Annotated in this window: 7 protein-coding genes; all 7 read right to left on the bottom strand. The window is 66.4% G+C overall.

Annotated features, from left to right (window positions below; translation table 11 throughout):
- The coding region (locus HY726_03155) for a DNA-directed RNA polymerase subunit beta (protein MBI4607992.1) at positions 1 to 1,293 on the bottom strand (1,293 nt) is incomplete at its 3' end.
- A 199-nt stretch (positions 1,294 to 1,492) separates the two neighbouring features.
- Complete coding sequence (gene rplL, locus HY726_03150; GenBank protein MBI4607991.1) at positions 1,493 to 1,879, bottom strand: 50S ribosomal protein L7/L12; 387 nt, start codon at positions 1,877 to 1,879, stop codon at positions 1,493 to 1,495.
- 61 nt (positions 1,880 to 1,940) lie between these two features.
- Complete coding sequence (locus HY726_03145) at positions 1,941 to 2,468, bottom strand: 50S ribosomal protein L10 (protein MBI4607990.1); 528 nt, start codon at positions 2,466 to 2,468, stop codon at positions 1,941 to 1,943.
- A gap of 16 nt (positions 2,469 to 2,484) precedes the next feature.
- On the bottom strand, positions 2,485 to 3,186 hold the full coding sequence (locus HY726_03140) for a 50S ribosomal protein L1 (protein MBI4607989.1): 702 nt from the start codon (positions 3,184 to 3,186) through the stop codon (positions 2,485 to 2,487).
- 15 nt (positions 3,187 to 3,201) lie between these two features.
- Entirely contained in the window at positions 3,202 to 3,621 is a 420-nt protein-coding gene (gene rplK / locus HY726_03135; protein MBI4607988.1) for a 50S ribosomal protein L11, read from the bottom strand.
- A 14-nt stretch (positions 3,622 to 3,635) separates the two neighbouring features.
- Positions 3,636 to 4,196, bottom strand: coding sequence for a transcription termination/antitermination protein NusG (gene nusG / locus HY726_03130; GenBank protein ID MBI4607987.1), 561 nt, complete (start codon positions 4,194 to 4,196; stop codon positions 3,636 to 3,638).
- Entirely contained in the window at positions 4,193 to 4,384 is a 192-nt protein-coding gene (gene secE, locus HY726_03125) for a preprotein translocase subunit SecE (protein ID MBI4607986.1), read from the bottom strand. The genes nusG and secE overlap by 4 nt, the downstream gene beginning before the upstream one ends.
- Between the last annotated feature and the right edge of the window lie 280 nt (positions 4,385 to 4,664).

Below are 4,664 nucleotides of genomic sequence, written 5' to 3'. Positions count from 1 at the left end.
GGGCGGGGCCTCGATCTTCAGCTTCTTGTTGACCATGAAGCGTCCAACGCGGGCCAGGTCGTAGCGGCGCGGATCGATGAACATTCCCCGGAAAAGGGCGCGGGCCGACTCCACCGTCGGCGGGTCACCGGGCCGGAGACGCCGGTAGATCTCCACGAGCGCCTCGTCGGGGTTCCGGAAGTGGTCCCGGGCCATGGTCTCGTAGATGGAGGCGTCCACCTTCTCCGGGTTCACGACGAGCAGCTTGAAAGGCGCCACCCGGCGGCCCATGCTTTGGGAGAGGACCGGGGAGGTCAGCTCCTGGTTGATCTCCAGCAGCACCTCGCCGGTCTCCGAGTCCACGACCTTGGCGCCCGTCCGGCGGCTGACCAGCGACTCGGCCCGGAGCGCGATCCGCTCCACGCCGGCCTCCTGGAGCCGTTCCATGACCTTCTGGGTGAGCGGGGCGCCCTCCGGGGCCACCGGCTCCTTGTGCTGGGGCGCCTGAACGTCCCTGGCCACGCGGATGCCCCGGTGGGCCTCCGGGCTCAGGCGCACCCAGGCGAGCCCATCCTCGAACCCGAGCACCTCTTCCATTTCATAGAAGAAGGCCAGGATCTCCTCGTCCGAGAGAATGACCCCCTTCTCGAGGAACCAGAACGCGCGGAGGAAGGCCGTCGCCAGCATCTTCCGCCGCCGGTCGATGCGGACGTGCAGGACGTCATTCGCGTCGAAGTCGAACTCGACCCACGAGCCGCGGTACGGGATCACCCGGGCCTGGAAGAGCGGCTTCCCGGAGGCGAGCGTTTTGCCCTTGTCGTCGTCAAAGAACACGCCGGCCGACCGCTGGAGCTGAGAGACCACCGCGCGCTCGGTCCCGTTGATGATGAAGGTCCCCTTGTCGGTCATCAGCGGGAGCTCGCCCAGGTACACTTCCTGCTCCTTGATGTCGCGGATGGTGCGGCTCTTCGCCTTCTTGTCCTGTTCGTAGACCACCAGGCGCAGGGTCACCTTGAGCGGGATCGCGTACGTCATCCCGCGGTCGTTGCACTCTTCCACCGTGTACTTGGGATCCCCGAAGTGATAGCTAACGAACTCCAGCGCGGCATTCTCGTTGTAGTCGACGATGGGAAAGACGGACTTGAACACCGCCTGGAGCCCGACCTCCTCCCGCCGCTCGGGCGCGACTTCCTTCTGCAGGAAGCCCTCGTAGGAGCGGCGCTGGACCTCGATCAGGTTCGGAATCTCGACGATCGAGGGGATCTTCCCGAAATCCTTCCGGGTCCGGCGTCCGCACTGAATCATCCCCGCCATACCGCCTCCTTATTGGGCCTCGCCTCGATGTTACTTACCCGGGCCTCGCCTCGTCGCTGGCGCGGCGATGAAGCTGCCTGCGCCGAAGCGCCTCGGCTCGAACTGCCACGCCTGCGGCTCGTCGGCAGCCCCCCAGCTCGAACCTCTGAGGACGTCCGTCGCGCAGCCCTCCCGGTCACGCCATGCTCCTGCTCGTAGGTCACTTCACCTCGACGGTGGCCCCAGCCTCTTCGAGCTTCCGCTTCATGTCCGCCGCCTCGGCCTTCGACACCTTCTCCTTCACGGGCTTGGGGGCGCCATCCACCAGGTCCTTGGCCTCCTTCAGGCCGAGCCCGGTCAGCTCGCGCACCACCTTGATGGTCTGGATCTTCTTCTCCCCCGCCGACGCGAGGACCACGTCAAACTCGGTCTTCTCCTCCTCCACCACCGCCGGCGCGGCACCGGCCGCTGAGCCGCCGGCCGCGACCGCCACGGGCGCAGCCGCCACGGCGGTGATGCCGTACTTGTCCTGGAGCCCTTTCACCAGGCGGCTCAGGTCCAGCACCGTCCAGGTGTCGATTGACTCCAGGACGTCGTCCACGCTCACTTTCGCCATCGGCCATGTCCTCCTTCAGTTCCTCGGAGGGGAGGTTCACCCCCTTCCGACACTATGAAGCTCTTGTCTCCTTCTCGGCGCGCACCTGGTCCAGCACCGAGACCAGAGCGCGGAGCATCCCGTCCAGGGTGAACACAAGCTGCGCGACGGGCGCCCGAAGCCCACCGACGACGCGCGCCAGCAGCACCTCACGCGACGGCAGGTCGGCGAGCGCCCGGAGCTCGGGGGGCTGGACGACCTGCCCGTGCACATACGCCAGCCTGATCTGCAGGGTCGGGTTGGCCCGGACGAAGGCCGTCAGGGCCCTGGCCACGGCGACGGGGTCCCGCCTGCCGAGCACGATCCCCGTCGGACCCTTGAGGTGCGGGCCCAGGCTGTCGAGGGACGAGCCCCGGAGCGCGAGCCGGGCCAGCCGGTTCTTGATAACCTTGTACTCGGCCGACGCGGCCTTGAGCTGTTTGCGAAGCTCCGCGAGCTGGCGGACCGTGAGGCCGCGGTACTCGGTGAGGATGGCCGTGTCGACCCCGGCCAGCCTGGCCTTCAGGCCGTCGATGAGCCGAGCTTTCGCTTGGGTGGGCACTCCGCGCTCCTCTCGCTCACTTCTTGAAGAGGTTCGCCACGCGCTGCACGTCGACCGGGATCCCCGGCCCCATGGTGGAGGAGACCGTGATGGACCGGAGGTACTGACCCTTGGAGGCGGCCGGCTTGGCGCGGACGAGGGCCTCGAGGAGCGCCATCGCGTTCGCCGCGAGGTGAGCGCTCTGGAACGAGGCTTTCCCGACCGGTACGTGGACGTTGCCTGCCTTGTCCACGCGAAACTCCACCTTTCCCGCCTTTACCTCGCGGACCGCCCGGCCCACATCAAACGTCACGGTGCCGACCTTGGGGTTTGGCATCAGCCCGCGCGGCCCGAGGATCTTCCCGAGCTTGCCGACCTGTCCCATGAGATCCGGTGTCGCGATCGTGGAGTCGAAGTCCATCCACCCGGCCTGGATTTTTTCGACGAGGTCCTCGGCACCGACGTAATCGGCCCCCGCCTCCCGGGCCTCCCGCTCCTTCTCCCCTTTCGCGAAGACGACGACGCGCACCGATTTGCCGATGCCGTGGGGCAGCACGATGGCTCCCCGTACCATCTGGTCGGAGTGCTTGGGGTCGACGCCCAACCGAACGGCCATCTCGACCGTCTCGTCGAACTTCGCCCGAGCCGCCTTCTTCACGAGCTCCACGGCCTCCTCGACGGGGTAGCTCTGCCCCCGATCCACCAGCGCCGCTGCAGACGCGTATCTCTTGCCAGCCATGTCAGGCTCCTCGACCTAAACGACCTCGATGCCCATGCTTCGCGCGGTGCCCTCGACGATCCGCATGGCCGCCTCGAGCGAGTCCGTATTGAGGTCCGGCAGCTTGGTCTGCGCGATCTCGCGCACCTGGGCGCGGGTCACCTGGCCGATCTTGTCGCGGTTCGGGGCGGCGGAGGCCTTGGCGATCCCGGCGGCCCGTTTGAGGAGCACAGCGGCCGGGGGCGTCTTCACCACGAAGGTGAAGGAGCGATCCTGGTAGATGGTGACCACCACTGGCAGGATCATCCCCTCCTGCGACCCGCTCTGCGCGTTGAAGCTCTTGCAAAACTCCATGATGTTGACGCCGTGCTGGCCCAGGGCCGGTCCCACGGGCGGCGATGGGTTCGCCTTGCCTGCCGGGATCTGCAGTTTCACCACCGCCTGGATTTTTTTCATCTAAAAGCCACTCTTCAAAGTCGCTCCACCTGGTAGTACTCCAGCTCCACCGGGGTCAGCCGGCCGAAGATGGCGACCATGACCTTCAGCTTCCCACGCTCGAGGTTGAGGTCATCGATGGCGCCGGTGAAGTTCACGAACGGGCCCTCGATGACGCGCACCTTGTCGCCCCGCTGGAAGATCGACTTGGGCTTCGGTTTCTCGGCCCCCTCCTCCATCTGGCGGAGGATTTCCTCCACCTCCGCCTGCGGCAGCGGGACCGGTTTGGCTCCGGACCCGACGAAGCCGGTCACCTTGGGCGTGCTCCGGACCAAGTGCCACGTTTCGTCGGTGAGCTCCATCTCCACCAGGACGTACCCCGGGAAGAACTTCTGTTCGGTCTCACGCTTCTGCTTGTTCCGGATCTCGACCACCTTCTCCGTCGGCACCACGATGCGCGTGATTTGCTCCTGGAGGCCGAAGATCTTCGCCCGCTGCTCGATGCCCGCGGCGACCTTGTTCTCGAAACCGGAATACGTATGGACCACGAACCACTGCTTGTCCGACGATCGCGCGGTCGTGACTTCGTCGCTCATCGCAGGACCACTTCCGCCACTCGCGACAGGCCGATATCCACGAAGAACAGGAACAGCGCGATCATGACCACGACCACCAGCACCACCGCGGTCGAGTTCACGATCTGGAAGCGGCCGGGCCAGACTACCTTCCTGAACTCGGCACTCACCTCTCTGAAAAACTCCCGGATCCGTGTCAGGTACTCCATCGATCCCTTCCTAAGCGCGTCGTTCTCGTGTGGCAGGCGTGGAGGGATTCGAACCCCCATCCCGTCGCGCCTTGGGGCAACGGCCTCAAGGCGCTCCTCATAGGGGCTCCGCCCCTCTGACGCTCGCTCCGCTCGCTGTCACCCCGTTCGCAGGGGGGCAAGCCCCCCTGCCCACCCCCCCGGGCTGGGGCTTCGAATCCCGGCCGGGGGCTCCGTCAAATTCCTCTCCGCCATCCCTTCCCAAGGGCGTCGTTCTCGTGTGGCAGGCGTGGAGGGATTC

This window comes from Candidatus Rokuibacteriota bacterium, assembly GCA_016209385.1.
GTDB lineage: Bacteria > Methylomirabilota > Methylomirabilia > Rokubacteriales > CSP1-6 > JACQWB01.
Note: the sequence above shows the minus strand (reverse complement) of the source record. Positions and strands in the feature narration are given on the sequence as shown.

What these genes read in the sequence shown, in the direction of transcription:
- HY726_03140 (MBI4607989.1), bottom strand. Translation starts at nt 3,186, where the DNA reads ATGGCTGGCAAGAGATACGCGTCTGCAGCGGCGCTGGTGGATCGGGGG.
- rplK (MBI4607988.1), bottom strand. Translation starts at nt 3,621, where the DNA reads ATGAAAAAAATCCAGGCGGTGGTGAAACTGCAGATCCCGGCAGGCAAG.
- nusG (MBI4607987.1), bottom strand. Translation starts at nt 4,196, where the DNA reads ATGAGCGACGAAGTCACGACCGCGCGATCGTCGGACAAGCAGTGGTTC.
- secE (MBI4607986.1), bottom strand. Translation starts at nt 4,384, where the DNA reads ATGGAGTACCTGACACGGATCCGGGAGTTTTTCAGAGAGGTGAGTGCC.